General features: G+C 61.7%; 26 protein-coding genes and 3 pseudogenes. 14 read left to right on the top strand and 15 right to left on the bottom strand.

What is annotated here, in order from left to right; translation table 11 throughout:
- The first annotated feature begins 203 nt into the window (after positions 1 to 203).
- Positions 204 to 809, top strand: a complete 606-nt coding sequence (locus AC1DRP_RS32305) for an SDR family oxidoreductase (RefSeq protein ID WP_441509150.1) — start codon at positions 204 to 206, stop codon at positions 807 to 809.
- Positions 810 to 919: 110 nt separating this feature from the next.
- Here AC1DRP_RS32305 and AC1DRP_RS32300 read toward each other — a convergent pair whose 3' ends face one another.
- Both AC1DRP_RS32300 and AC1DRP_RS32295 read right to left on the bottom strand, forming a co-directional pair.
- On the bottom strand, positions 920 to 1,267 hold the full coding sequence (locus AC1DRP_RS32300) for a hypothetical protein (RefSeq protein ID WP_441509149.1): 348 nt from the start codon (positions 1,265 to 1,267) through the stop codon (positions 920 to 922).
- A gap of 715 nt (positions 1,268 to 1,982) precedes the next feature.
- Positions 1,983 to 2,689: pseudogene (locus tag AC1DRP_RS32295) on the bottom strand (IS110 family RNA-guided transposase); the annotation flags it as partial.
- A gap of 801 nt (positions 2,690 to 3,490) precedes the next feature.
- Here AC1DRP_RS32295 and AC1DRP_RS32290 point away from each other — a divergent pair.
- Together AC1DRP_RS32290 and AC1DRP_RS32285 are read left to right on the top strand one after the other, a co-directional pair.
- Positions 3,491 to 3,709, top strand: coding sequence for an ATP-binding protein (locus AC1DRP_RS32290; RefSeq protein WP_441509147.1), 219 nt, complete (start codon positions 3,491 to 3,493; stop codon positions 3,707 to 3,709).
- Positions 3,710 to 3,812: 103 nt separating this feature from the next.
- On the top strand, positions 3,813 to 4,007 hold the full coding sequence (locus AC1DRP_RS32285) for a response regulator (protein ID WP_441509212.1): 195 nt from the start codon (positions 3,813 to 3,815) through the stop codon (positions 4,005 to 4,007).
- Positions 4,008 to 4,374: 367 nt separating this feature from the next.
- Here AC1DRP_RS32285 and AC1DRP_RS32280 read toward each other — a convergent pair whose 3' ends face one another.
- Positions 4,375 to 4,710, bottom strand: a complete 336-nt coding sequence (locus tag AC1DRP_RS32280) for a type II toxin-antitoxin system RelE/ParE family toxin (RefSeq protein WP_476770631.1) — start codon at positions 4,708 to 4,710, stop codon at positions 4,375 to 4,377.
- Positions 4,707 to 4,985 (bottom strand): type II toxin-antitoxin system Phd/YefM family antitoxin, encoded by a 279-nt coding sequence (locus AC1DRP_RS32275; protein WP_441493749.1) that lies wholly within the window; start codon positions 4,983 to 4,985, stop codon positions 4,707 to 4,709. Before AC1DRP_RS32275 ends, AC1DRP_RS32280 begins: the two co-directional genes overlap by 4 nt.
- A 560-nt stretch (positions 4,986 to 5,545) precedes the next feature.
- Here AC1DRP_RS32275 and AC1DRP_RS32270 point away from each other — a divergent pair.
- From AC1DRP_RS32270 to AC1DRP_RS32260, 3 genes are read left to right on the top strand one after another with little or no spacing between them, the layout of a single operon-like run.
- The gene (locus tag AC1DRP_RS32270) at positions 5,546 to 6,031 is read left to right on the top strand and encodes a (2Fe-2S)-binding protein (protein WP_476770634.1); all 486 of its coding nucleotides are present in this window, start codon (positions 5,546 to 5,548) and stop codon (positions 6,029 to 6,031) included.
- Positions 6,028 to 7,056 (top strand): FAD binding domain-containing protein, encoded by a 1,029-nt coding sequence (locus tag AC1DRP_RS32265; protein ID WP_476770630.1) that lies wholly within the window; start codon positions 6,028 to 6,030, stop codon positions 7,054 to 7,056. Before AC1DRP_RS32270 ends, AC1DRP_RS32265 begins: the two co-directional genes overlap by 4 nt.
- 12 nt (positions 7,057 to 7,068) lie before the next feature.
- Positions 7,069 to 9,309, top strand: a complete 2,241-nt coding sequence (locus AC1DRP_RS32260; protein ID WP_476770629.1) for a xanthine dehydrogenase family protein molybdopterin-binding subunit — start codon at positions 7,069 to 7,071, stop codon at positions 9,307 to 9,309.
- 116 nt (positions 9,310 to 9,425) lie between these two features.
- On the opposite strand, the gene AC1DRP_RS32255 is transcribed toward AC1DRP_RS32260, so the two are convergent.
- Positions 9,426 to 10,091 carry a trimeric intracellular cation channel family protein gene (locus AC1DRP_RS32255; RefSeq protein ID WP_476770633.1) on the bottom strand — a complete coding sequence of 222 codons (666 nt, stop codon included), beginning with the start codon at positions 10,089 to 10,091 and terminating at the stop codon, positions 9,426 to 9,428.
- Here AC1DRP_RS32255 and AC1DRP_RS32250 point away from each other — a divergent pair.
- Positions 10,008 to 10,184 (top strand): hypothetical protein, encoded by a 177-nt coding sequence (locus AC1DRP_RS32250; RefSeq protein ID WP_476770632.1) that lies wholly within the window; start codon positions 10,008 to 10,010, stop codon positions 10,182 to 10,184. The two genes, AC1DRP_RS32255 and AC1DRP_RS32250, sit on opposite strands and share 84 nt — an antisense overlap.
- Positions 10,185 to 10,190: 6 nt before the next feature.
- On the opposite strand, the gene AC1DRP_RS32245 is transcribed toward AC1DRP_RS32250, so the two are convergent.
- The 3 genes from AC1DRP_RS32245 to AC1DRP_RS32235 form a co-directional block, all read right to left on the bottom strand.
- Positions 10,191 to 11,471, bottom strand: a complete 1,281-nt coding sequence (locus tag AC1DRP_RS32245) for a M20 family metallopeptidase (protein ID WP_476770628.1) — start codon at positions 11,469 to 11,471, stop codon at positions 10,191 to 10,193.
- Positions 11,472 to 11,770: 299 nt separating this feature from the next.
- Entirely contained in the window at positions 11,771 to 13,369 is a 1,599-nt protein-coding gene (ctaD, locus tag AC1DRP_RS32240) for a cytochrome c oxidase subunit I (protein WP_476770627.1), read from the bottom strand.
- A gap of 271 nt (positions 13,370 to 13,640) precedes the next feature.
- Positions 13,641 to 13,835 (bottom strand): hypothetical protein, encoded by a 195-nt coding sequence (locus AC1DRP_RS32235; protein ID WP_476770626.1) that lies wholly within the window; start codon positions 13,833 to 13,835, stop codon positions 13,641 to 13,643.
- Between the two features lie 549 nt (positions 13,836 to 14,384).
- On the opposite strand from AC1DRP_RS32235, the gene AC1DRP_RS32230 reads away from it, so the two are divergent.
- A complete protein-coding gene (locus AC1DRP_RS32230; RefSeq protein WP_476770625.1) occupies positions 14,385 to 14,846 on the top strand; it encodes a DUF6894 family protein in 462 nt (153 codons plus the stop codon).
- 127 nt (positions 14,847 to 14,973) lie between these two features.
- Here AC1DRP_RS32230 and AC1DRP_RS32225 read toward each other — a convergent pair whose 3' ends face one another.
- Positions 14,974 to 16,497 carry a PAS domain S-box protein gene (locus tag AC1DRP_RS32225; RefSeq protein WP_476770624.1) on the bottom strand — a complete coding sequence of 508 codons (1,524 nt, stop codon included), beginning with the start codon at positions 16,495 to 16,497 and terminating at the stop codon, positions 14,974 to 14,976.
- Positions 16,498 to 16,578: 81 nt separating this feature from the next.
- Positions 16,579 to 17,166, bottom strand: a complete 588-nt coding sequence (locus AC1DRP_RS32220) for a diguanylate cyclase domain-containing protein (RefSeq protein WP_476770623.1) — start codon at positions 17,164 to 17,166, stop codon at positions 16,579 to 16,581.
- Between the two features lie 151 nt (positions 17,167 to 17,317).
- Here AC1DRP_RS32220 and AC1DRP_RS32215 point away from each other — a divergent pair, with 151 nt between their 5' ends.
- From AC1DRP_RS32215 to AC1DRP_RS32205, 3 genes are all read left to right on the top strand, one after another.
- Entirely contained in the window at positions 17,318 to 18,328 is a 1,011-nt protein-coding gene (locus AC1DRP_RS32215; RefSeq protein WP_476770622.1) for a S1C family serine protease, read from the top strand.
- A gap of 133 nt (positions 18,329 to 18,461) precedes the next feature.
- Entirely contained in the window at positions 18,462 to 18,698 is a 237-nt protein-coding gene (locus AC1DRP_RS32210; protein WP_476770621.1) for a hypothetical protein, read from the top strand.
- Positions 18,695 to 18,940, top strand: a complete 246-nt coding sequence (locus tag AC1DRP_RS32205) for a hypothetical protein (RefSeq protein WP_476770620.1) — start codon at positions 18,695 to 18,697, stop codon at positions 18,938 to 18,940. The genes AC1DRP_RS32210 and AC1DRP_RS32205 overlap by 4 nt, the downstream gene beginning before the upstream one ends.
- Before the next feature lie 238 nt (positions 18,941 to 19,178).
- On the opposite strand, the gene AC1DRP_RS32200 is transcribed toward AC1DRP_RS32205, so the two are convergent.
- Complete coding sequence (locus tag AC1DRP_RS32200; RefSeq protein ID WP_476770619.1) at positions 19,179 to 19,469, bottom strand: hypothetical protein; 291 nt, start codon at positions 19,467 to 19,469, stop codon at positions 19,179 to 19,181.
- Positions 19,470 to 19,770: 301 nt separating this feature from the next.
- Positions 19,771 to 20,133 carry a hypothetical protein gene (locus AC1DRP_RS32195; RefSeq protein ID WP_441508573.1) on the bottom strand — a complete coding sequence of 121 codons (363 nt, stop codon included), beginning with the start codon at positions 20,131 to 20,133 and terminating at the stop codon, positions 19,771 to 19,773.
- A 313-nt stretch (positions 20,134 to 20,446) separates the two neighbouring features.
- On the opposite strand from AC1DRP_RS32195, the gene AC1DRP_RS32190 reads away from it, so the two are divergent.
- The 3 genes from AC1DRP_RS32190 to AC1DRP_RS32180 all read left to right on the top strand — a co-directional run bounded on the left by AC1DRP_RS32190 (position 20,447) and on the right by AC1DRP_RS32180 (position 21,772).
- On the top strand, positions 20,447 to 20,746 hold the full coding sequence (locus AC1DRP_RS32190; protein ID WP_476770618.1) for a PepSY domain-containing protein: 300 nt from the start codon (positions 20,447 to 20,449) through the stop codon (positions 20,744 to 20,746).
- Positions 20,747 to 20,757: 11 nt separating this feature from the next.
- Positions 20,758 to 21,294 (top strand): hypothetical protein, encoded by a 537-nt coding sequence (locus AC1DRP_RS32185; RefSeq protein WP_476770617.1) that lies wholly within the window; start codon positions 20,758 to 20,760, stop codon positions 21,292 to 21,294.
- A gap of 190 nt (positions 21,295 to 21,484) precedes the next feature.
- Positions 21,485 to 21,772, top strand: coding sequence for a DUF6894 family protein (locus AC1DRP_RS32180; protein ID WP_476770616.1), 288 nt, complete (start codon positions 21,485 to 21,487; stop codon positions 21,770 to 21,772).
- A 109-nt stretch (positions 21,773 to 21,881) separates the two neighbouring features.
- Here the strand turns inward: AC1DRP_RS32180 and AC1DRP_RS32175 are convergent.
- The 3 genes and pseudogenes from AC1DRP_RS32175 to AC1DRP_RS32165 form a co-directional block, all read right to left on the bottom strand.
- Positions 21,882 to 22,228: pseudogene (locus tag AC1DRP_RS32175) on the bottom strand (xanthine dehydrogenase family protein molybdopterin-binding subunit); the annotation flags it as partial.
- A 522-nt stretch (positions 22,229 to 22,750) separates the two neighbouring features.
- Positions 22,751 to 22,987 (bottom strand): hypothetical protein, encoded by a 237-nt coding sequence (locus AC1DRP_RS32170; RefSeq protein ID WP_476770615.1) that lies wholly within the window; start codon positions 22,985 to 22,987, stop codon positions 22,751 to 22,753.
- A gap of 112 nt (positions 22,988 to 23,099) precedes the next feature.
- Positions 23,100 to 23,258: pseudogene (locus AC1DRP_RS32165) on the bottom strand (IS481 family transposase); the annotation flags it as partial.

Below are 23,258 nucleotides of genomic sequence, written 5' to 3'. Positions count from 1 at the left end.
GCGGCATGAGGGAGATTCACATCTTCGAAGCGGACCAGGATCGGCGCCGCTTCATCTGAGGTCCCGTCGCTGGGACGAGAGCCTGGCAAGGTCGTGTGTAAGGCTGTGATTGCCTCGGCAAATCACGCACCCCTAGATTGACCTGTCGGYTCTGGATCTGATGGCATGGTGTGGCGGTCTTCGTACTGACCACGGACAGAAGCATGATCCTGGCGACGAGATATCGTTCAGAGGGACTTGACGATCAAAGGCCCATTACAGAAGCCCTTACAGAAGCTCTGCGAGGTGGTCCGATTACAAGGCTTGTGAACAATGTCGGGGCGGTCTTCCCGAGTAGCGTCGAAACCCAGACGCTGGCCGAGTTGGATATGGCAGTTTCACTGAATTTACGTTGTGCTCTTCAGTGCCTTCAAGCGGTCTTGCCAGGCATGAAGGATGCTGGATTTGGTCGGATCGTGAACATCTCTTCGCGTGCGGCCCTTGGTAAGGAGCTTCGGAGTGCATACGCCGCAACCAAGGCTGGTCTGATTGGTATGGCTAAAGTCTGGGCTCTCGAACTGGGGTGTCACCGGATCACCGCTAATAGTGTCGGGCCTGGTCCCATTCGTACAGAGCTGTTCGAGCGCGCCAATCCGAGAGAAAGTCCTGCAACGCAAGCGATTATCGATAGCATCCCGGTTGGTCGAATGGGCGAACCGGAGGACGTGGCCCATTCGGTAGCATACCTCCTTGATCAGCGAAGCGGCTTTGTCACCGGACAGACACTCTATGTATGTGGGGGAATGACGGTTGGCGCCGCGGGTGCATGAGTGTGTCGATCGGCAACGTAATCCGCTCGGCGTCCTTATAAGGTGATCGAAGAGACGAACTGCCCCGCCCACTTGCGTAGGGGGCGTTCGGTATTGCAATCCTTCCGGTCTCAATCCGTCAGTCGGATCGATTTCTCACGGCAAAGATCGATGCCCTCATTGTCGCTCTCGACCTCGTCGCTGAACTTGGCGAGGACGGAGTAGTTGCAACCCGCCGGCTTGTTGAGCTTGAGCGCAATGCTCTTACCGGCGGCGAGCGGCTTGGAGAGCTTCGCAATAAGCCGCGGCTTATCACCCGGGGTAGTGATTTCCAGGGAGACGACCGGCACGAGGCGGGCATTCGTGACTTTGACTTGCGCGGGCGGCTTGGCGGATTGCGCAGTGGCTGGATTAGTCGCGAGGCAAATGGATACAGTGAAGCCGATTAAGCCGGCCGAGATAACGGGCTGACATCTCATGTTGTATGGTTCCCCCCTTGCGAGCCTGATGCTGCTCGCATCTAATTTCCGGCTATAATGGGCAGGAAAGCGGCTGCTGTCCTCCCGAACAGCAACCTTCTCCCGCAGAGCGGCGTTCCCCCCGAGATTATTATTAGCCCCGTGCTTTTTCTCGGCTGCAGGTACAATCACACACGCTGTTGCGGGACGACAGATATACTTTATATGGCCCACCATTAATCTGCCACATTGTGATCCGCAACTTCCCCGGGTGTCGTTTCAAGTACTGTTAATGTTTCTCACTGTGTAAGCTTTCATTTACCGCTGTGAAACATCCTCGATGAGGTTCGATCAGTCAAACGGTCGCCCGCCTGCCGATTGCTAATGGAGCCCCTGCCATTAATTCAGGAAGAATGAGGATGCAGCCAAACGTGCCGACCTCTCGGCCACATAACCCGATTACTGAAATGTTCAACCGGTTGAAGCGCGAAGAGGCCGTTTTGCCTCTCGTCGGCACTTCGGACTCACCGAATGTTACGGCTCAAATGCCGCCTCCTACCCATCTTGGAAGAAATCAGACGGCATTCGTTGATCGGCCAATGAATAAAGACGCGATTTTATAAGCATCTGGCGGTTTGTAAGGCCACGTTATTCACGAGGTAGCCTCTTCCCGCGGACCGGTATTTCCATCAATGCCACGCGCATTTGATTGCCAACTTCGCCCCGTGGGAAGCAACCCTCGGGCCGATTTTACGGGTAGCAATCTAGATAGGAGTGTTGCGGCGGAGTCAGTCCGGAACTGGTCGGGATCGGTTACGGCTGCGGCACTGCCGTGGCCGTGATCACGCCGAGGCCAGGGATGGCGGCGAGCCTGCGACTAGTTTCGCTCTCGGCATGCCAGGCGGTGAGCTGTTGGTCGAGGACTGCAATCTCGCCGCTGCTGATCGTCACGATCTGGCGGATCAATATCTCCAGAGCGGATCGAGCATAGGATGGCAGCGCATCCTTGTCGGCAAGCGCCTGCTCGGCGAGCCTCGCAAGATGGGCGATACCGGGGTTGGCGACGAGGCCCAGCTCCGCCAGATGCCCGCGCACGGCATTGGCCAACATGGTGCGCTGGCGCACGAGCAGGGATCGGGCGCGATGAGTCATGAGCACACTCTGTTGCTCCACCGTCTTGCCCGGCACAAACCGCATCGTCGGACGGTGGACGGCTTCGCAGATCGCTTCGGCGTCGAGCGCATCGCTCTTGCCGCGCTTGATGTAGGCCTTCACGTAGGACGGAGGAATCAGCCGCACTTTGTGGCCCATGTTGGCGAGCGTGCGTGCCCAGTGATGCGCCGTTCCGCAGGCCTCCACGCCGATCAGGCAAGGAGGCAGCTTCGAGAAGAGGGGCAGCATCTGCTTGCGGTGTAGCCGCTTGACCAGAATCGTACGTGAGGTTGGCCCGCTTGTACCGCGCAAGTTCTGAGGAGTGACGAACGCCGCCCTCCCGAGATCCGGCGACGCTCGGTGCTTCAACTTGGCAATATCCTAAGGTGCACGTTTATCGCTTCGCTAACTGGTTCTACGCCTTTTGTCTCATGCCGACCTTGCTGCTACCTCGCGAGCGAGTAACAATAGGGGGCGCGGCGACACCTCCACGCGGCGTTCCCCTCCACTCGGCCGCCAACGGGCGGCCTCTTTTTGATCAGGTGGGAACAGTAGAGCCTACAGCATAGTTGGCGGACTTTCCTGCGCTTCGAGGAACTCGGTCCGAGTTCTGCCCCTGCCGGCTCCCCTCGCTGACGATCTTGTCCTCAGCCCTGATCGCACGAACTGGCGATCTTTGGGCGGTTAGCGGATGAAGGCGCTCTGCTTGGGCCGAATGGCTATCCCAGGTTCCGTTCAATTGCGGATCGGGCGGCCTGGAAGGTTGCTACTGCTTCCGGCACCGCTCCTTGCTGCTGTTCAAGAATGAGAAGGGCAATTTCGTAAATCTCCCTGACGTCGGCTGCTTCCAATAGGCCTTTCTGCACCAGGCAGCGCAGTAGGCCGGCCATTGTCCCCCCAACTCTTCTGGACCCCTTAGAATGGCGCCCGCCGTGGTTAAGAAGCGGTAAATCGATATTGTGAGTGGGCTCGGGACAACGTTGGGTTCGGCGCTCTCCGCCCTCTGCGCGCCCGCAGGGCGCAAGTCTAATCGCTAACTGCATCAACTTACTTGGGCAGTGACGACTTCACCCGACTTGGGATTGCACTGACTTGCGCCCTCTGTTCCGTGGAATAAATAAGCGCTATGCCGGAAGGCTCACTATCGAAGCACAGAACCTGACCCTTGCGCCGGGTGAAGTCGCCGGGCTGCCTATTCACGGGAGCCAAGATTTTGTTGCGATCACAGTGCGCGACACCGATGTCGGCATGTTCGCGGACGTGATTGAAAAGGCTTTCGATCCGTTCTTCACGACGAAACCGATCGGCTAGGGAACGGGCCTAGCTGTCTTGGCTTCGCCGGCATCGGCAGCGCGGCGAGCGCAGGATTCACGACCGCAGACCAGCCCCGCATCACTGTCCGCATGCAACGCCCGTGCAGCGCGTCGCCGCGATCGAATCGCTGAGGGCAAACCCGCATATCGACCTGTTGATCTCCGATGTCGGACTTCCCGGGATGAACGGTCGTCAGCTTGCAGAGATTGCGCAAGGCCAGATGCCGGATCTCAAGGGGCTATTCATCACCGGCTATGCAGCCAATGCGGTCAACCGCAACCGACTTTCTGGCTGACCCGCATGGATATGATCACCAAGCCCTTCGGCCTGGAAAAGCTCGGACGGAAGATCGGCGAAATGCTGGCGAGAAACTAGCGAAATGCCGATCCAGGTCAGAGGACTTCTCTGGATGTACGCCGTGCATTTCGCAGTGACGATTAGATTTGCGCACCAATGCCGGGATCCGTGCGCGCAATGCGCGGTGTGGATGTGTTCTGCGTCTAGACGCCCCTTCGATAGCGGCTCATCGGCTACTTGGCTGCGGTGTAGCTCGATTGATGGTTTTAGATGAGCATTCCCGGGCCGAGATGCTGGCCCCGGCTCCAACTCGTCCGTTCGCGCTCAGCGCAACAGCGATCGAGAACCTGGGAGCAGGTTCGTGATCACCGGCCAAGTAGGCGGCGTTCAAGCAAAGCCTGCATGTCGCGGCGGCCGTCAGCGATGACGAAGATGACGACTTTGCTGCCAATTACGCGGTAGATTAGGCGATACGGATCGAGCAGAATCTGCCGGAATTCCCGAACACCTAACGCCTCAAGTTCCTTGGGGAAGCTGCCCCGTTCCGGGTAACGCTCCAGTGTGGAGATCCTTTCAATGAACGCATCGAGCAAGCACTCAGCCGCTTCCATTGAACGGTGTTCAGCCAGGTAGTAGTGAATGGCTTCGAGATCATCCTCCGCGCCTTGCGTCAGCTCGACCTCAAAGAGGCCCTCCTTCATCGACGATCCGCCGCTTTTCCGCGCAGTCTTTCGACGACAGCGCGAGCCGGCTTGGTCTTGCCTGCATCGACATCCTGATTGCCGATGGCAAGCAGCTTCAACAGCGCGAGCGTCTCTTGCGTCTGTTCAAAGGAGGCAACGTCCTGGAGCACCGCCCTGGCCTCGCCATTCTGCGTGATCACCAGAGGCTCTCGCCTTTCGGTGAGGTTGAGGAGGATGTCGGCTGCGTTGGCCTTCAGATAGCTGATCGGTTTGACTTGGGCAGAATACCGCAAAGGAGCCTCCCGGACTAAATTCGGTTCGAATATAGTCCGGACGTTAGCGCCGTGCAACTGTGGCGTAGCGGCTGGTGCCTTCCGGTGTTCGCGATCGTCCAGTCAATCGTCAGCGTCGGCACGGAGCCCACCAGCAGCAGTGATCATCGCGGCGTTGTCACGTTAACTGCCGGCGTGCGCAAAGAGGTGCATTCGGCCTGGTGAAAGGCTCACGCGGTGACGCCGGCCACGGCTAACATCATGGTTTGAGCTCCCGTTTCGAGTGCGGTCGAGGCTGCAACCCATGCGCCGGCCGGTTGGTTCCGGCCTGCTTCCTGCCTTGTCTCATGACGCTTCGGTCGCCGCGCGCAGGCCTCTTAAGGGATGGTCAGGTGCACGGTCCGCCCCGAAGCAGCAGCCGAACTTAGGGCTGGATCAAACTGTTCCTGTTCGAAGGAACACATCGTGCTCGCGAGCCGTTGTCGTCGAGATGAACTTGCGCGCCCGCGCCCCCCCACGCCCAGAACCATGCGCCCAAGGAGATCGCCGTGACACTCCGCACGCTCGCTCCCGACGAAAAAATCGAGATTTCCCTCGGCCTGAATGGCCGGCCCGTTCACATCGAGGTCGATGCTGCAACGACCTTGCTCGATCTCCTGCGCAACCATCTCGCGCTGACCGGGACCAAGAAGGGCTGCGATCACGGTCAATGCGGCGCGTGCACGGTGCTGATCGATGGCGAGCGAATGAATTCGTGCCTGAAGCTCGCGGTGATGCTGGACGGCAGCGCTATCACCACGATCGAGGGCTTGGCAGAGGATGGCGCGTTGCATCCCATGCAGCGCGCCTTCATCGAGCGCGATGCATTCCAGTGCGGCTATTGCACGCCGGGACAGATCTGCTCGGCCGTGGCGCTCGTCGCCGAAGGCCGCGCCCATAGCCGCGACGAGATCCGCGAGCTGATGAGCGGGAATATCTGCCGCTGTGGCGCCTATCCGAACATCGTCGACGCCATCGAGGACGTCATCGCCCAGCAGACAGGGCACATGCGGGAGGCCGCAGAATGAACCGCTTCTCCTATCTCCAGGCCGAGAGCCTCGAAGGCGCGCTCGCCGCGCTGGCAGCCGACCCCGGCGCCAGGCTGATTGCCGGCGGCACGAATCTGCTCGATCTGATGAAATATGATGTTGAGCAGCCGGACCGCCTGATCGACATCACCCGCCTCGGGGATCTCGATACGATCGCCGAGACCGCGGACGGCGGCATCCTGATGGGGGCGCTCGTCTCGAATACGACGATCGCCTATCACCCGTTGGTCGCCGGGACTTTCCCGCTGCTGTCGAGCGCGATCTTGGCGGGCGCGACGCCACAACTTCGTAACGCCGCGACGGCCGGCGGCAATCTCAACCAGCGCACTCGCTGCCATTATTTTTACGATGCCGCATTGCCCTGCAACAAGCGCGAACCTGGCAGCGGCTGCCCGGCGATCAAGGGCGTGAACCGCAATCATGCCATTCTCGGCGCGAGCACCGACTGCATCGCAACCCATCCCTCCGACATGTGCGTCGCGCTTGCCGCACTCTCGGCGAGCGTCCATGTCGCCGGGCCGCAGGGCACCCGGACGATCGCGATGGCGGATTATCATCGGCTGCCGAACGGTTCACCGGATCGCGACACGACGCTCGGCGCGGGCGAGATCGTCACCGGCATCGAGTTGCCCGCCGAGGCGCAACGTTTTGCCGAGCACCACAGCTATCTCAAGCTGCGCGACCGGCTCTCTTATGCCTTCGCGTTGGTTTCCGTCGCGGCCTGTCTGGAAATGGGCAGTGGCGGTGCGATCCGCGATGCGCGGCTGGCACTTGGCGGCGTTGCTCACAAGCCTTGGCGTCGGCCGCAGGCAGAAGAGGTGCTGATTGGCCGTAAGCCCGACGATGCGAGCTTCGCCGCGGCGGCGGACGTTCTGCTGGAAGGAGCACAGGGCCGCGAGCACAATGCCTTCAAGATCGAGCTCGCGCGCCGCGCCATCATTCGCGCACTGACCCAAGCCGCAGCCGGGACGCCGCAATCGCAATCCGACAAGCGCATCGCCTGAGGGAGCACGGCCATGATCAGCAACGATCCCCATGTCGGCTCGCCGCGGAGCCGGGTCGACGGCGTAGCCAAGGTCACCGGCCGCGCGACCTATGCAGCCGAGTTCGTTGCTCCGGACCTGCTTCATGRCTGCATCGTCGGCAGCGCGATTCCGCGCGGCAAGATCCGCGATTTCGATCTCACGGCGGCGCTTGCAGTGCCGGGTGTCGTGACGATCTTCACCCATGAGAACCGCGCTCACACCGCCTGGTTCGACAGCAGCTACCGGGACCAGGTCGCCCCGCCCGGCAAGCCGCTCCGCCCGCTCCACGACGCCACCATCCAGCACAGCGACCAGCCGATAGCCTTGGTCGTCGCGTCGAGCTTCGAGGCCGCCCGTGACGCGGCCTCCCTGGTCGGCGTGTCCTATGAACGAGAACCGCACGAGACCGATCTCGAGCGCGCCCGCCAGGACAGCTATGAGCCGCCGAAGAAGCGCGCGGGCATCGCGCGGCCGCCCGATCCGAAAGGCGACGCGGAAACTGCCTTCGCAGACGCCCCGATCAAGGTCAGCGCCGAGTACCGCGTCCCGACCGAGCACCATAATCCGATGGAACTGCACGGGACGACGGTGGTCTGGGAGGGCGACGGCAAGATCACCGTCCACGACAAGACGCAGGGCGCGCTCAACACGCAAGGCTATGTTACGTCGGTCTTCGGCCTGGCAACCGAGGATGTCCGCGTGGTTTGTCCCTTCGTCGGTGGCGCCTTTGGCTCCGCGCTGCGGCCGCACCACCAATTGTTCCTCGCGGTGATGGCGTCGCTCGCACTCGAGCGATCCGTGCGCGTGGAGATGACCCGGGCCCAGATGTTCAGCCATGCGCATCGTCCGCAGACGATCAATTCTGTCGCGATCGGTGCCGATGCCGAAGGGCATATCCGTTCGCTCCAGCACCATGCGGTCGCCGCGACCTCCGGCTACGAGGATTATCAGGAGAACGTCGTCAACTGGTCGGGCATGCTCTATCACAGCGAGACGTCGCTGCTCGCCTACGAACTCGCCAAGCTCGACATCCCGACGCCCGGCGACATGCGGGCGCCCGGTGCGCCGACAGGCCTGTTCGCGCTGGAAAGTGCCATGGACGAACTGTCCTTTGCCACCGGCATCGACCCGATCGAACTCAGGCTCAGGAACTACACCACGCGGGACGAGAACGACGACAAGCCCCTGACCTCCAAGGAGCTGCGCGCCTGCTATGCCGAAGGCGCCGCCCGCTTCGGCTGGCACAGGCGCAAGCCGGCGCCGCGCTCGATGACAAACGGCAAGGAGTTGGTGGGCTGGGGCATGGCCAGCGGCGTCTGGGAAGCGATGATGATGAAATCCTCCGCCCGCGCGACGCTGACGCGCGACGGCAGGCTCGAGATCGCCTGCGCCACATCCGATATCGGAACGGGCACCTACACGATCCTCAGCCAGATCGGGGCCGATGCACTGGGGCTCGATCTCGACGCGGTGACCGTGAAACTCGGCGATTCATCGCTCCCACCAGCCCCGATCCAGGGGGGCTCCTGGACGGCGGCTTCCTCGGGGAGCGCGGTGATGCTGGCCTGCCGAAGGCTGTGCGAGACCCTGCTGAAACACGCAAAGTCCATCGAAGGATCGCCTCTGTCCGGCGCCAGGATCGATGACGTCGTCTTCAATGACGGGTTCGTTCGGTTGCGCCAGGAGCAATCGAGCGCCGTCTCATTCGTCGATGCCCTGAGTGCGGCGCAGGTTGAGCGGATCGAGGCCGAGGAAACAGCCAGTCCTGGCCTGATCGCGCCGCTGCGCCGCGCTTCCTACACCCATTCGGCCGTCTTCGCCGAGGTCCATGTCGACGAGCAACTCAATATCGTGCGCGTGACCCGGGTGGTTAGCGCCATCGCGGCCGGGCGCATCCTCAACCCCAAGACGGCGCGCAGCCAGATCATCGGCGGCGTGGTCTGGGGCATCGGCATGGCCCTGCACGAGGAGACGCTGACCGACCATCGCTTCGGCCGGTTCATGAACAGGAACCTCGGCGAGTATCATGTACCAGCCAATGCCGACATCGGTGGGATCGAGGTCCTCTTTGTCGAGGAGCATGACGACCAGATCAATCCGATCGGCGTGAAGGGGCTGGGCGAGATCGGCGTCGTCGGCACGGCGGCGGCCATCGCCAACGCCATTCATCACGCGACGGGCAAACGCATCCGCAGCCTGCCGATCACCGTCGACAAGCTGCTTGCGGCGTGAGGAGCAGCATAGTTGGCGTCGCGAGAGGCCGATCTCGGCAGATATTGCGCGCCATTGGAAACGCGARGCCGCGCTTCACCCTCCCTCCCGGAGGGCAAACCGTTGGAGGGGCAAACTTACCGCCCGCTCTCATCCTCCGAAGCATCTATTGCAGCGCGCCCTTGCGCGGAGAGATGAGCGACCGGCAAATGCCAACCACGTCTGATCGCCATGAAACGAAGGCCGAAGCACACGGCAGCTCCAGCCAGCGCTGAAACGCCATAGGAAACGCCGAGCACATGGCCGATAACAACGAAGGACGCGGCGGTCAGCGCTGCGACGGCGTACAAATCGGAACGCAATACCTGCGGAATCTCCGCAAGCAGAACATCGCGCGTCATGCCTCCGCCGATTCCGGTCAGCATGCCCAGAAGCGCTGACATCACCGGGTTTAGTCCGAACTCGATCGCCTTCTGTGCACCGACCACCGCGAAAAACGAAAGGCCTACCGCGTCGAACAGGAGGACGGGGCTACGCAGCTTGCCGACGCCGGCATACCAGAAGAAGGTGATGAGCCCGGCCAGGACTGAGACCAGCAGGTACCGCCAATCCGTCAGAGCGGCAGGCGGGATGGCGCCGATCAGGACGTCGCGAGTGATCCCGCCAAAATTCCCCGTCACGAACGATAGGACGAGGATACCGAAAATGTCGAGGCGGCGATTGACTGCGGCAACCGCCCCGCTGATCGCGAAAACGAAGGTGCCGCCCAGGTCGAGAAGTCGCACAAGGGTTTCGATGGCGATCATGACGGGTCCGCCTGCGAAAAATCCTACCGCATCGGGACGAAAGCACCGAACAGCCTTCAAATAAGACTGATCTGCGATGCAATCGGGTAGAACAGTTCATTTTTTGTTCGGGCCGAGCCAGGCGAGCGCTCCGACGACCAGTGCCTCGACGCCTGTTGCCAGCGTGGGATGGAGGACGGGCGCGAATTGCGGACTGTGATTGACCGGAAGTTCGTTCAGCTTGCCGGCCGCCTTAGCCTCTGCATAGACCTTGGGATCGTTGCCACCCACGAACCAGAACACCGAAGGCACCTGCCACGCGGTGCCGAAGCAGCCGAAATCCTCGCTCGCCGGGGCGGGGCCGGTGTGCTTGACCCGGTTCGGCGAAAAATGGCCGCGAAACGCTGCGGCGATGCGGTTGCTGGCGGCTTCGTCGTTGACGTTTAAAGGGTAGCGGTCGAGCGGCGTGATTTCCGGTTTGCGCGGCGCCCCGGAGGCTTCGGCCTCGGCATTGACGATCCGCTCGATGGCGGCGAGCACATGCTTGCGCACGCCTTCGTCGAACGTACGCACATTGAGCTTGATGACGGCGTCGTCGGGGATGACGTTTTCCTTGGTTCCTGCCTGTAGCACGCCGACAGTGACCACTGCCGCGTCGTTGGCGGCAACCTCGCGGGACACGATGGTCTGGAGACGCAGCACGACGGAGGCCGCCATGATGACGGGATCGATGCTGGCCTGCGGCATCGACCCGTGCGCGCCGCGCCCGAACAGGCGGATTTGCAGGCTGTCCGCAGCGGAGGTTATCGGCCCGGCACTGCCGGCGACCGAGCCGGAGGGTCCGACCATGACGTGCTGGCCCAGCACGACATCGGGCTGCGGAAAGCGCTTCAGCAGACCATCGTCGATCATGGCCTGGGCGCCTTGCGCGGTTTCCTCGCCCGGCTGGAAGACGGCCATCAGGGTGCCCTTCCAGGCATCGCGCGCCTGTGACAGCAATGTCGCCGCACCGACCAGCCAGGCGACATGCATGTCATGTCCGCACATATGGCTCACGGGGACGGTGCTTCCCTCGGGGTCCGTCGCAGTAACCTTGCTGGCGTAAGCAAGGCCGGTATCCTCTGCGATCGGCAGCGCATCCATGTCAGCGCGCAGCATGACCGTCGGCCCCTCGCCGTTGCGAAGCAATCCGACCACGCCCGTCTTACCCACGCCAGTCGTTACCTCGAAGCCGGCTTTCCTGAGCTTGTCGGCGGCGAGACCCGCAGTTCGCATCTCCCGCATCGACAATTCCGGGTGGGCGTGGACGTCCTTATAGAGCGCCTCGATATCGGGCAGCAGCTTGTCCAGATCCGTCAAGACGACGGATGCGCTTCCGGAAGAGGTGTGCTCAGCCATGATGATCTCCTCCTATATTTCCGATGGGGGCAATGGGGTCGCAGCGATGCGTAGATCGGCATGGCCATGGGCCTGTCGCGCAACGCGGTCCATCCACATATCGAGGCGGCGAAATCCAAGATCGACGCGAATTCTCGTGCGCAACTCCTGCGCGGCGTGATGGCGGGCATCCTGAGATCGAGCCCTTGGCTTTAGCCAGCGCTTGCCTTTTCAGAGCTGAGTTCGGACCTCGGAACGCCGCGTGGCCCGTCAATCCCCCTCGCTCGTAGCGAATGGCTCCCTTCAGAGCACTTTCACCATCAAAGACCACGCCACCGAGTGTCGGGCGCGAGCGATGCCGACGTAGAGGTTCCCCACGGATTGTCTCCGGCGAGCTGCTTTTTCGTGAAAGCGATGATCACGCCGTAGAAGAAGATGAGCAGGCCGGCAGCGAAGATGTAGGAGCCGATCGACGACCAGAAATGCCAGCCGGCGAAGGCATCCGGATAGTCCACATAGTGACGCGGCATGCCGGCGAGACCAAGGAAGTGCTGCGGGAAGAACAGCAGGTTGGCGCCGAAGAAGGCGACCCAGAAGTGCAGCCTGCCGATCCAGTCGGGGATGATATATCCCGACATCTTCGGGAACCAGTAGTAGAAGCCGGCGAACAGGCCGAATACGGCGCCGAGCGACAGCACGTAGTGGAAATGGGCCACGACGTAATAGGTCGCATGCAGCGAGCGGTCGATGCCCGCATTGGCCAGCACCACGCCGGTCACGCCGCCGACGGTGAACAGGAAGATGAAGCCGATGGCCCAGAGCATCGGCGCGGTGAAGCGCAGGCTGCCGCCCCACATCGTCGCGATCCAGGAGAAGATCTTGATGCCGGTCGGCACGGCGATCACCATCGTGGCGAAGACGAAGTAGCGCTGCGTGTTGAGCGAGAGGCCGACTGTAAACATGTGGTGCGCCCACACGATGAAGCCGACGACGCCGATCGCCACCATCGCATAAGCCATGCCGAGATAGCCGAAGATCGGCTTCTTCGAGAAGGTCGAGATGATGTGGCTGACGATGCCGAAGGCCGGCAGGATCATAATGTACACTTCGGGGTGACCGAAGAACCAGAACAGGTGCTGGTAGAGCACCGGGTCGCCACCACCGGCCGGATCAAAGAAGGTGGTGCCAAAATTGCGATCGGTCAGGAGCATCGTGATGGCCCCGGCCAGGACGGGCAACGCCAATAGCAGCAGGAAGGCAGTGACCAGCACGCCCCAGGCGAACAGCGGCATCTTGTGCATGGTCATGCCAGGCGCGCGCATGTTCAGGATAGTGGTGATGAAATTGATCGCGCCCAGAATGGAAGATGCGCCCGCGAGGTGCAGCGCGAGAATGCCGAAATCGACCGAGGGACCGGGGTGGCCCGCCGTCGAGAAGGGCGGGTAGATAGTCCAGCCGGTGCCGACGCCATGGGCGCCAGGCGCGCCTTCGACGAACAACGAAATGGTCAGCAGGATGAATGCGGCCACGACGAGCCAGAACGAGATATTGTTCAGCCGTGGAAAGGCCATGTCGGGCGCGCCAATCATCAACGGCACGAACCAGTTGCCGAAGCCACCGATCAGTGCCGGCATGACCATGAAGAAGATCATGATCAGGCCGTGGCCGGTGACGAAGACGTTGTAGCTCTGGCCGTTGGCGAAGATCTGCAGGCCGGGCTGCTGAAGCTCGATACGCATCATAATCGACAGGAACCCGCCGACGAGTCCCGCCATGATCGAGAAGATCAGGTAGAGCGTCCCAATGTCCTTGTGATTGGTGGACAGTAGCCAGCGTCGCCATCCTGTCGGATTGGCATGAGCTTCCCCGTGTTCGCGAGCGTCGACAGTTGGGAATTGGGCGTTCGGGGCGGTTCCCATGGGTTCGCCTCCCATTAGGACAGTTTCGAACTTTCATTTCCAATGGTCAAGGCCTGAGCCACGCCTGGCGGGGCCGCCATCAGCAAAACGCACAGTCGCGTTCAAGGTGAACCAACTATCGTGGCTTTGAACTGGGCGCATCGGGGCGGCGCCGTGGACGAGCAACTCATCCGTGGCATTCGCCTCGCCGCCCACTCAATGGATAACCCGAGGGCGCAACTATGCGGCGAGAGGCCGGCGCGTATCCACCGCTGCGTTACATTAAAGATGGTCATTTCAGTGACTGAACGAATACGTACAGCCACCAAATCCCATAACCCAGAAGCATAAGCACCGCGACCATGACCAGAAACAAAACTAGCGCGATTGAGCCCCCTTGAACGCGGGGTGAAAACCCATCCAAGGCGTCAGTTGTTTTGGTTTTTCCAGCGCCGATCGGCTGCTGAGTCCGCTTGCTTGTCGTCATTTCTACCTCCCAGGGGACGTGCATCAGCGTCCATTGGGCTGACTATTAGAACGGTCGCTTTCGGCAATAGCGTCATATGAATACTGCTGCTGGGTCAGCTCACCCGTCCCGAGGCACGTTCCTGCGCGCCGTGGAACGGAGAGCTTCGGCACCAATAGCCAGACGCGCTATCGAAAGAACGCGAGCAGGATGATGATCGGCAGGGGAATGCCCAACATCCAAAGAAGAATACCGCGGCCCATTGTTCGTCCTCCAATTTGTCGAGGCAGAACCCGCCACTGAAAGGAGTGTTCCCGGCCCTATAGGTTCCGGCTGGAACTCTTTTGCTTCGCCATCTGTTCACCCCTCGTCACGTGTGTGACGGAGCATCGGAGGGTCTCATGAACGGCGTCATCTACATCGTCGGCCTTATCGTGGTCGTGTTGGCCATACTTTCATTTCTCGGTCTTCGGTAAGGCATGTTTCCGATGGCAAGTCTGCCACCTTGGAACGGGCACTCTTCAGACGCGTTCTGTGAGAGCCGGATCCGTCGCTTAGCCGGTAACGAACATGACCCGTTATTTCTTCGACAGCACGGATGGCGACTTCGTCGATATCGACGAGGACGGAATTGAACTTTCCAGCGACGAAGAGGCGCGGCGATCAGCGTTGGACGCCTTGCCGGATATGACACGCGCGGTGATGCCAAACGGCGACTGCCGATTGTTCACCGTTAGCGTCCGCAGGGAAGAAGGTGGCGTCATTTACCGGGCGAGCATGGAACTTTTGGGCGAGCGATCCGAAAACTGGAGCACAAAGGAGGTCGATATGGCGAATGCAGATCCAAACAAGGCGGCAGGTCAGCCCGGGAGGACAAGTGATAGCCGCCCACGACCGGGCACAGGCATACCGAAAGACGATCGCGGAACGCCGGCGGCGGATGCGAGCGTCGCTTCGCCAGCAAAGGGCGAGCCAAAACCCTCCAGCTCGCCGAGCGCACTCGACCCTGGKCGGCCGGTTAAGAAAACCTGATCTGCGGGGCCGCTAGGAACGCCTCGGCGTGCGCCGGTTTAAGCTGGGATGAATGAACCCTTCCGACGGCCGCAGATGTTGCCAAGTTATCGGCGCATGGGGATCGAGTTGATCGCTTGCGGTGCCGTCAAGCTTCGAGCCTGTCACGCTCGATGACGAGCTCGATGACCACGCCCAACGTGTCCCAAACTCTGCTGACCCGGCCAAGTTGACTTGCCGTCGCTTTGACCAAGCGGCTCCCGAAGCCTTCGCCTCCCGATCTCCGCGGAGATGGACCACCGCGCTCGCGCCAGACGATCACGAACTCGGACAGTCGCTCTGAGCATGTAATCTCGACCATGCCGTCCATCGTCGAAAGACTGCCGTATTTCGCGGCGTTGGTCGCGAATTCATGGAGCAGCAGCGAGAGCGATGTCACCAAGGTGGAAGGGATTGGAATGTCAGCACCGCGAACCTCGCAGCGCGACCGTTCACCCGCACGATAGGGTGCGAGTATGGCTGCAATCAGCGGGTGCAACGTGGTTGCGGCCGGTTCGCTTCCCGCAGCTACGGACGACATAGTCAAAGCGTGCGCGCGCGACAGGGTGGCGAGACGCTCGCTAACCGTTGAAGCGAGCTCGGCCGGGGTATTGGCTGAACGCGCCGTGAGATTGACGATTCCGCTCGTGAGCGCGAAGACGTTCTTGACGCGGTGGTTCATCTCGTGAAGCAGCAGCTGTTGCTGTTCCTGCGCCCGTTGCCGCTCCGAGATATCCCGGGCAATCTTCGAGGCCCCCACGATTTCGCCTCTGGCGTCCCTGATGGGCGAGACGGTCAGCGAGATCGCTACAGGCGTTCCGTCCTTGCGGCGGCGGATGGTTTCGTAGTGCTCGATGTGCTCCCCGGCGCGAATGCGCTCCAGAATCGTTGGCTCCTCGCCCCGACGGTCTTCCGGAATGAGCAGCATGACGGGCTGACCCAACATCTCCTCTCGCCGATACCCGAAAAGGCGCTCGGCGCCCGGATTCCAGTCGGTGATGAGACCGTTCAGATCCTTTGCGATGATCGCGTCATCGGACGATTCGACGAGCGCAGTCAGCCGGCGGGCCGAGGCGTCCCCGGCATGACGTTCGAGGGCAAAGCCGAGCTGGCGTGCGACGAGCAGCGCGAGGTCGCGCTCGTGATCGGTGAAGACCCGCGGAGTGTCATAATAGACCATGAACTTGCCTGCCAGTTCGTCGGCTCCGGCGAGCGGGATGAAGGCCAAGGCATGGATGCCCTCGCCGATAATGGTTTCGATGAGTTGTCTCGGCTCCTTGCTGAGGGCGACGTCCGAGAGGAAGATCGGGTCGGTTTCGCGCTCATGGCGCTTCCAGGGCGAGTGGCCGTCTACAGCGGCGCGGTATCCATCCGAGAGGCCGCGCCAAGCGACGAAACGCATTGTTCCCCCATCATCGAAGCGAAGGATCGACGCCCGCGAGCACATGAGGGTTTCACAAATGGCGTCAAGCGCACACTCGTAGATCTCGACGACGGTGCGGGCTCGAAACAGGCGATCGGTGAAGCGGAAGAGTGTGGTCTGCTCCCGAACCTGGCGCGCCAGATCGTTCGCAGCGTCGGTGGTCCTGCTGCGGACCGTAACCGTCGCCTGACGATCGGTGCTTTGCTCCATGGGCACCCTCATGAACAGCCGAGATCTCGCACAACGAGGAATCCCCTCTGGCGACCGGGGCATTCGAGCACCGATCCCGGCTCATCGCAATGTCATTTGGTCATAATCCGTTCTTCGTTTGAGCAGGGGTTCGTGCGCGCCGCCAGCGCAGTAAGGCGTCTGCGCCAACGACCGCACCTGTGCAAAGATCAACCTTGGGCTGATACTGAAATCCGAACTCGTCGTTCGCCAGCGTTGCATTTCGTTCGTCAGGCGAATGCGATTGCGACTCTGAATTTCGTCCTCGGCCCTGAACTCGCACGCCTCGCGGGATGGAGAGGATTTCGAGCGCCGGAGGGCGGCTCCGGCCCGACCGAGCACCAACCTGGTGTCGAAGCCGGCCTCGGCGATCACGAAGCCGGTGGCAAACCGAATGGTGATTGTCGCTCCCGAAACGACGAAGGTCGCCGACAACGCAGAGATCAACCTCTTGATGATTTCAGGGCCTTCATCGGAGCTCGCGAGCGGCTTTACCAGCGCAAATTCATTCGAGTCGATGCGTCCCACGACGCCGACGCCGGTGGTRCCAATGCGCTCGGCGATTTGGACGAGAACCTGGTCGCCGACGTCGAAGCCATAGCCGGAGTTGATGTCATGAAAGCCCGCGACATCCAGCTTTGCGATCAGCATAGGACCTTTGCCCGTGGCAGCGAGGCCCGCCACAGAATTCACGCAGTATCGCTCCATGGGTCCTCGTGTCCGGGACCTGGCCGGGCTCAGCCCTTTTGCGGCGGGGACCGCATCGCCATATCCAGGCAAACAACGCAGGGCGGTTCCACCAATGCTCGACGTTACACCTCGCTTCGTCCTCAACGAGGACGACTTCGATTCGTCCACGCTTCCGCTCTCACCAGCAAGCGATGGCGCGCTGCTCGATGCTTATTCGCTTGCCGTCACCGACGTGGTGGAGCGGGTGGGCCCGGCCGTCGTCAGGCTTAATGTCCGCAGGCACGGGCGCCCCTCCGGCTCCGGCTCGGGCGTGATCCTGTCGCCGGACGGGCTCATTCTCACCAACAGCCATGTCGTGCAAGGCTCGGCGCGGGTCGGGGTGCAGATGCCAGACGGGCGGCATTTCGATGCGCGTCTGATCGGCGATGACCCGGATACCGATCTGGCGCTCGTCCATGCCGAACCGCCCGTGAGCCTGCCGACGGGCCGTCTCGGTGACAGCGGGCTGCTGAAGCGAGGACAGATCGCCGTCGCCATCGGCAACCCGCTCGGGTTCGAGGCGACGGTGACGGTCGGCGTGATCTCGGCGCTCGGCCGCTCGCTGCGCGCCAAGAACGGCCGGCTGATCGACGATGTGATCCAGACCGATGCTGCGCTCAATCCGGGCAATTCGGGCGGCGCGCTGGTGTCATCGCGGGGCGAGGTCATCGGCATCAACAGCGCCATGATCATGGGCGCGCAAGGCATCAGCTTCGCGGTGGCGTCGAACACGGCGAGCTTCGTGATGGGCGGCCTCATCCGCCACGGTCGGGTCCGCCGGGCCTCGATCGGCATCGCGGCGCACCCGGCCGTGATCGCCCGTCGCATCCAGGTTGCGGCTGACGTGGATCAGGCGGCGGGCGTCATGGTCGACTCCGTGGAGGGCGGAGGCGCGGCTGATGTGGCCGGCATACGGGCAGGAGACATCATTGTGGCGGTCGACGGCACCCGTGTCTCCGGTGCCGACGATCTCGTGCGCCTGCTGGCCGAGGACAAGATCGGCCGGCCCACCGCCTTCGSACTGCTGCGCAATGGCCGCAGGCAGGTCATTGAGGTCACCCCACGCGAGAGGCGGGGGACATGAAGGCTGTTCCCCTGATGCTTCAGCCGCATGGGCTCACGCAGCAAAACGGATGGACGCGAACTCATTGAAGTCGTTGACGAAGCCGTGCTCGTTCGCGAGGCCCCTTTCATCTCAGGAGACACGGGAGGCTCACATGGGACCCTCAGAGGCAGTTGCTTCCGGCCAGGATCTTGCGCTGCGCATGAATGCAGCGTTCCCGCGCCGCGATTGGGTTGCTCTCCTGGCGGAACGGTCGCGAGAGAGTCGTGAGTTCGTCGAATGGCATCTTCAGGAAGACATCGCACCTCCGGAGACGCTGTTGCGCGCAGCATCAGGCCTGCTCGACGAGAATGCCGCCAGCGACAACTCACAAGTGGATTCCCCGACATGACGTTCAGAAACCACGAGGAGTATGAGGCTGCCGTACAGCGCGCCGCCGCGTTGAGCGATGCGCCCGAAGGATCTCCRCAGGCGGCCGAGTTCCGTCAGCTCACCGCTGAGATCCGCCGCTGGAATGAGGCGGACGAGGACGAGAACAGTCACGGGCCGGCCCCGCCCCACAGCTTGCTCACGCCGGACGATCTTCCCTTTTCGGGGCTGCCGGGCAATCTCGGGAAGCTCAGGAAGGACTGAGCCGTTCTCAGTCAAATGATCGGATGACCGCCGGTCACAGCGATGGTGGCACCCGAGACGTGGCTCGAACGCGGATTGGCCAGCGATATCCCGTCATTTCGGCAAGCCCGCGCGCCTGCTCAACGATGCCGAGGTACAGGGTTTGCCGAGTGAGGCCGGGCCATCGAGCGCGCGCCTCACTCCTTTCAGTCGGCAAGCCTAGCCTGCCCAACCCGATTGGGGCTCGATGTCAGACGTACTAGTCGAGTTCGTCGACTTTCGTGGTTCCAGATGCGCCAGCAGCACCAGTGGCTTTCTTTCCAGCCTTGGCTCCAGCGCTGCCATGCCCGCTGCCGCCTGCCTTGATGCGTGGGGCCACGACCTCAGCGTCGACATCGGCATTTCCGCTGGCTGAGGGCGCGGGACCGCCGATTTTGCCCTGTGCCTTGCCGCGTGTCTGGGTATCGACCGAGACGCCCTGCGCCAGAGCAGGCCCTGCAAGTGCGGCAGACATCGCAAGCACAATCGCGGACAATTTCACGCCATTCATCGGCTTCTCCTAGTCTGAATGCGCGACGGTATCGGTATTGGTGCGCCGCTCGCCTGGAACAATTGGACCGCCGCGCCAGGTCGGTACGAACGACGCAGGCCCATGCAAACGGCGCAGCATGACCATTGTTCGGATTTTCTGGGGTGATTTCGCGAGTCCGGTGCCGTATTGCGGCCCCGCATGTGGCAGTGATGAATCCCTGGCCCACAGGGGCGGGCGCTTCAAATATGTCGCCGTTCGGATAGGCTCATTGGTCGAATGACCTGCGACGTCGCATAGCCAGGATGCGACCACACGGCGATCAGCTCGCCCGTTTTGCAACGATGGTCAGCATGCCGTCTTCACCGAGCTGGGCAACGACCACGTCCCGTGATGTGAAGCCCTTCGCCGCGAGCGCCGATTTCAGCTCCGGCTCATTCTCTATGGCCGCTTGCAATTGCTGGATCTCGTCAGCCGAACGGTTTGTCAGTACCTGGTTGACCTGCACCTGGGCCTCAGCCGGAAGCGCAGCGAGATCGACGACGCTCACCGATTTGATAGTTGTTCGGCCCGAGCCCTGTTGCGGTGATGCAGACGGAGGTGTGGGCTGTGATAGACCCTGCGCATTCGCGCCGCCTGCCAGAATGAATGTAACGCCGACCACAGTTGTTATGATCTTTCGCATCGGATTTCCTTCCATGAGCTGTGGATAGGCGTCCAATTCCATAACGCGAATGCGGTCAGGGGCTGAAGCTGATCTGGTCATTTAGTGACCATATAGTGGCAGGGCTGCGTGATCGGCCTCCCAAACTAGGTGCGATCACGCGCCGATCGACGCGATCGTCAGCAGGCGCCAAAGTCATGCCTCCGCGGCGCGTTCGTCGCGCGCAGCCTACCAGATGGAGACCGGACGCCAGCACCTATCGACATCCCTGGAACAAGTGCCCAAGCGCCCGGTTTGATTGTGCATATATGGCAACTGTTTCAGGGAGATATCGATGAAACGGACGATCATCGCGGCGGTGTTTTGCGGGGCGACGATCCTGGCAGCTCAGGCGCAAACGCCGACGACTGCACCTACTCCTTCGCCAAATGCTCCAGCCGAAGCGAACGCGCCGCTGCCCGGTGCCAACAGCTTCACGGAAGGCCAGGCGAAGAGCCGGCTCGAGACCAACGGCTACACCGCAGTGTCCGAACTCAAGAAGGACGACAACGGTGTCTGGAAGGGCAGGGCGACGCACGACGGCCAGCCGGTCAACGTAAGCGTCGATTACCGCGGCAACATTACGCGCAACTGAGGATCTCGCAGATGACCCAGACCATCACGCGTTCGTACGATACCTATCAGCAGGCTGAATCCGTGGTGCGAAAGCTGAAGGACGCCGGCGTTGCCGATTCCGATATCAGCCTTGTCGGCCGTCACGCCGATGCCGATGAAAGCCACGCGGGCGAGGGAGCAGGAATCGGCAGCTTGATCGGCGGTGCAGCCGGGCTGCTGGCGGGTCTCGGCCTGATTGCGATCCCCGGCATCGGCCCTGTGGTGGCCGCTGGCTGGCTTGCTGCTACCGCCGCGGGAGCCGCGACGGGCGCCGTCGCGGGGGGGCTTGTGGGCGCCCTGACGAGTTCGGGCGTCGATGAAAATGACGCCCACTACTTTGCAGAGACGGTGAGGCGAGGTGGCAGCGTTGTGGCTGTTCGGGCAACCGACGAACAGGCGCCTACGGTCGTGGCAATCATGGACGGCGCGACACCCATCAACACAATCGACCGCCGTGCTGCTTATGAGAGGGAGGGGTGGACAGAATTCGATCCCGAAGCTCCGCCGTATGTGCGGCCCTCGATTTAACTGACCAGGGGGCCCCGGCAGCGATGGGGCCTCCTTCCAGCAACTTTGCATGCGGCTGGTGTTTGCCCAACAGCCTGCCACCCCGCGCCGCTATCTCGATCGATCAACTTCCCAGCGGTGGGCGCAATGCGACGAATTGTACGCGCCGAGGGGATCGGGACCTTGGCGACGGCGCCACGGATGAAAATGCATGGCCCAGTATTTTTTCGACATCGAGATCAACACCGAACTGGTCGTAGACGACGAAGGAATAGACCTTGAAGATCACGTCGCCGCGCGTCTTTCGGCGCTTTCAAGTCTCGGCGACATTATCGCCGAGCATATCCAGACCAGTGACGGTCTGAGAGTGGATATGAGAATCCGCTACGCCGATGGAACCCCCATTTTTGCAGCGACGCTGACGCTCAATAGCCAGTGGCTAACGCCAGTTCCCCCGTCTCAACTTCGGCAGACGGTGCCCCGCAAGACGGAACCGTGAGATAGGCATCATCTGAAGTGGTTGCCTGCGGGAAACTGCGGCCTCCAACCGGGCGCCACAATCAGGATGCCGAGGCGGCGCCAAGCACATGCCGAGATGACCCGAACACTCACGCGGCCATGAGCTTGTCGATTATTGGCAGCCGCGCGCATTTTCCTGTCGCGTGAAAGATCGCGTTGGCTTCGGCGGCAGCGGCGCCAACGATGCGTATTCCTCCGGCACCCRATCGGGCTGACTTTATCGTCATGCACCTCGACAAAGATCACCTCGATGCCGTCGATATCGCTTCGAAGTGACGTGATATTCGCCGAGATTGCCGTTTATGAACCGACCATAGCGATGGCGGTCAGGGTTTCCTCGTGAGGGGCATTCCGATACCCCCACCACGCCGCCGATGATCTGGCTTCGCGCCGTCTTTGGGTTCAGGATCCGGCCTGCGGCAACGGCGCTTACCACCCCATCCGGGGTCGACAAGGTCCATGCGGTGATCGGCCATCTGAACGCCATCTGAAAGGCGTAGCAGGAAGCCGACCAGACCGTCCGTCGTTGGAACAAACCCCAAGGCAGTTCGTTGCCACCACGCGAAATTCTTTGTTGGCCCCGGAAGGAGAAATCCGATGACACCTGTGCATGGGCGGACTGACCCTTGTAGTTTCCGTTAAGGTCTATACCGAGATGTGGCTAACCTTCACCGCGCCGCGCGACGAGAGCGCGGATGTTGTCGTACCTCTCGCTGCGATTAGAGCCTCGCGAGGGGATGGTGAATGCCGGAGCTTCAGGTGTGCCGCCGCGATCGCCAGGCTGATATTGCCGATGAACCGCGGGCCGATGACGTTCCCCATGCCTCTTCGGTCAGATCGAGCGGGTGTGCGCCACACACCCCGCGCTCGATAGCCAGGCCGCCAGCGAGACGCGACTGAGTGCGCTGGCCGCGGAGAGACCGGCCGCGCCCCGAAGCCCGCCTGCCTATGGCCCCATTTAGCCAAGACTGCGCTGGGTGAGGCCGAAAGTCTCAGCAAAAGCGCGGGTGAACTGCTCACTCGGAAAGCGGATGGCTATCGCTGAGTCGTCGATTCCCGCAACCTGATAGGCAATGTCCCACTCGCTCAGCCAAGTATCCATCGCCTGAAGACGAGATAGAAGGTCCTGCCCTTCGATCGGGATGAGGACCTCATGTGTCCGCGGCTGTGCTTCTTCGGTGGGGAAACAATTCATCGCATTGCCTGCGGTTTTCGGCTGCGGAATGGCTTGTCGATGTTCAATAGACGATCGAGGGCAGTGTCCGATGCCAGCAAAGGCCCCGCCGACGGCAAACCTCGGCGGGACCCTAGGTGTTTAGTCCCGGCATTTGATGGATTGGATCGAGCCTGAATCGTTCTGGCTCTGAAGTCCAGCATTTGCAGATGAACTCGTAGGGTGTGAGCCCCCTAAGGGTCTTCAGCCGGCGGCCGAAATTGTAGGCGACAACGAAGTCTGTGAGGTGCGC

It is taken from the genome of Allobosea sp. 01N443, assembly GCF_056399325.1.
This window is presented reverse-complemented; position numbering and strand designations above follow the sequence as displayed.

What these genes read in the sequence shown, in the direction of transcription:
- AC1DRP_RS32300 (WP_441509149.1), bottom strand. Translation starts at nt 1,267, where the DNA reads ATGAGATGTCAGCCCGTTATCTCGGCCGGCTTAATCGGCTTCACTGTA.
- AC1DRP_RS32200 (WP_476770619.1), bottom strand. Translation starts at nt 19,469, where the DNA reads ATGAATGGCGTGAAATTGTCCGCGATTGTGCTTGCGATGTCTGCCGCA.
- AC1DRP_RS32280 (WP_476770631.1), bottom strand. Translation starts at nt 4,710, where the DNA reads ATGAAGGAGGGCCTCTTTGAGGTCGAGCTGACGCAAGGCGCGGAGGAT.
- AC1DRP_RS32305 (WP_441509150.1), top strand. Translation starts at nt 204, where the DNA reads ATGATCCTGGCGACGAGATATCGTTCAGAGGGACTTGACGATCAAAGG.
- AC1DRP_RS32195 (WP_441508573.1), bottom strand. Translation starts at nt 20,133, where the DNA reads ATGCGAAAGATCATAACAACTGTGGTCGGCGTTACATTCATTCTGGCA.
- AC1DRP_RS32170 (WP_476770615.1), bottom strand. Translation starts at nt 22,987, where the DNA reads ATGAATTGTTTCCCCACCGAAGAAGCACAGCCGCGGACACATGAGGTC.
- AC1DRP_RS32180 (WP_476770616.1), top strand. Translation starts at nt 21,485, where the DNA reads ATGGCCCAGTATTTTTTCGACATCGAGATCAACACCGAACTGGTCGTA.
- ctaD (WP_476770627.1), bottom strand. Translation starts at nt 13,369, where the DNA reads ATGGGAACCGCCCCGAACGCCCAATTCCCAACTGTCGACGCTCGCGAA.
- AC1DRP_RS32245 (WP_476770628.1), bottom strand. Translation starts at nt 11,471, where the DNA reads ATGGCTGAGCACACCTCTTCCGGAAGCGCATCCGTCGTCTTGACGGAT.
- AC1DRP_RS32185 (WP_476770617.1), top strand. Translation starts at nt 20,758, where the DNA reads ATGACCCAGACCATCACGCGTTCGTACGATACCTATCAGCAGGCTGAA.
- AC1DRP_RS32210 (WP_476770621.1), top strand. Translation starts at nt 18,462, where the DNA reads ATGGGACCCTCAGAGGCAGTTGCTTCCGGCCAGGATCTTGCGCTGCGC.
- AC1DRP_RS32235 (WP_476770626.1), bottom strand. Translation starts at nt 13,835, where the DNA reads ATGACGACAAGCAAGCGGACTCAGCAGCCGATCGGCGCTGGAAAAACC.
- AC1DRP_RS32225 (WP_476770624.1), bottom strand. Translation starts at nt 16,497, where the DNA reads ATGGAGCAAAGCACCGATCGTCAGGCGACGGTTACGGTCCGCAGCAGG.
- AC1DRP_RS32190 (WP_476770618.1), top strand. Translation starts at nt 20,447, where the DNA reads ATGAAACGGACGATCATCGCGGCGGTGTTTTGCGGGGCGACGATCCTG.
- AC1DRP_RS32265 (WP_476770630.1), top strand. Translation starts at nt 6,028, where the DNA reads ATGAACCGCTTCTCCTATCTCCAGGCCGAGAGCCTCGAAGGCGCGCTC.